We start from the raw sequence: 262 nt of genomic DNA, 5'->3' as shown, positions 1-262 counted from the left end.
GGTCTGCACCACGGCCGGCGCGGGCGCGTAGGCAATGTGGGCCGGGTCGAAATGGCTCTGGTCAACCGCCCAGCGGTAGCAGTCGTAACGGTCCTGATCAATTTGTGCCGGGGTCTGGCCATTGGCCGGATACGCCACCACGTCATAACCGTTACTCACCGGTTGCGGCGCTGGCTGCACAATCGTCGCAGGTGGTTCGACCACTATGTAGTCTTGGGTCGCTGGCTGGTACGCGTAATAAGACCCGGCTGCGAGGAAGAAC

General features: G+C 62.2%; 1 pseudogene. It reads right to left on the bottom strand.

The features are described 5' to 3' along the window. A pseudogene (locus tag AAEZ06_RS27560) lies at positions 1-262 on the bottom strand (DUF6515 family protein); the annotation flags it as partial.

The sequence above is a fragment of the Pseudomonas sp. HY7a-MNA-CIBAN-0227 genome, assembly GCF_040310325.1.
Taxonomy (GTDB): domain Bacteria; phylum Pseudomonadota; class Gammaproteobacteria; order Pseudomonadales; family Pseudomonadaceae; genus Aquipseudomonas.
This window is presented reverse-complemented; position numbering and strand designations above follow the sequence as displayed.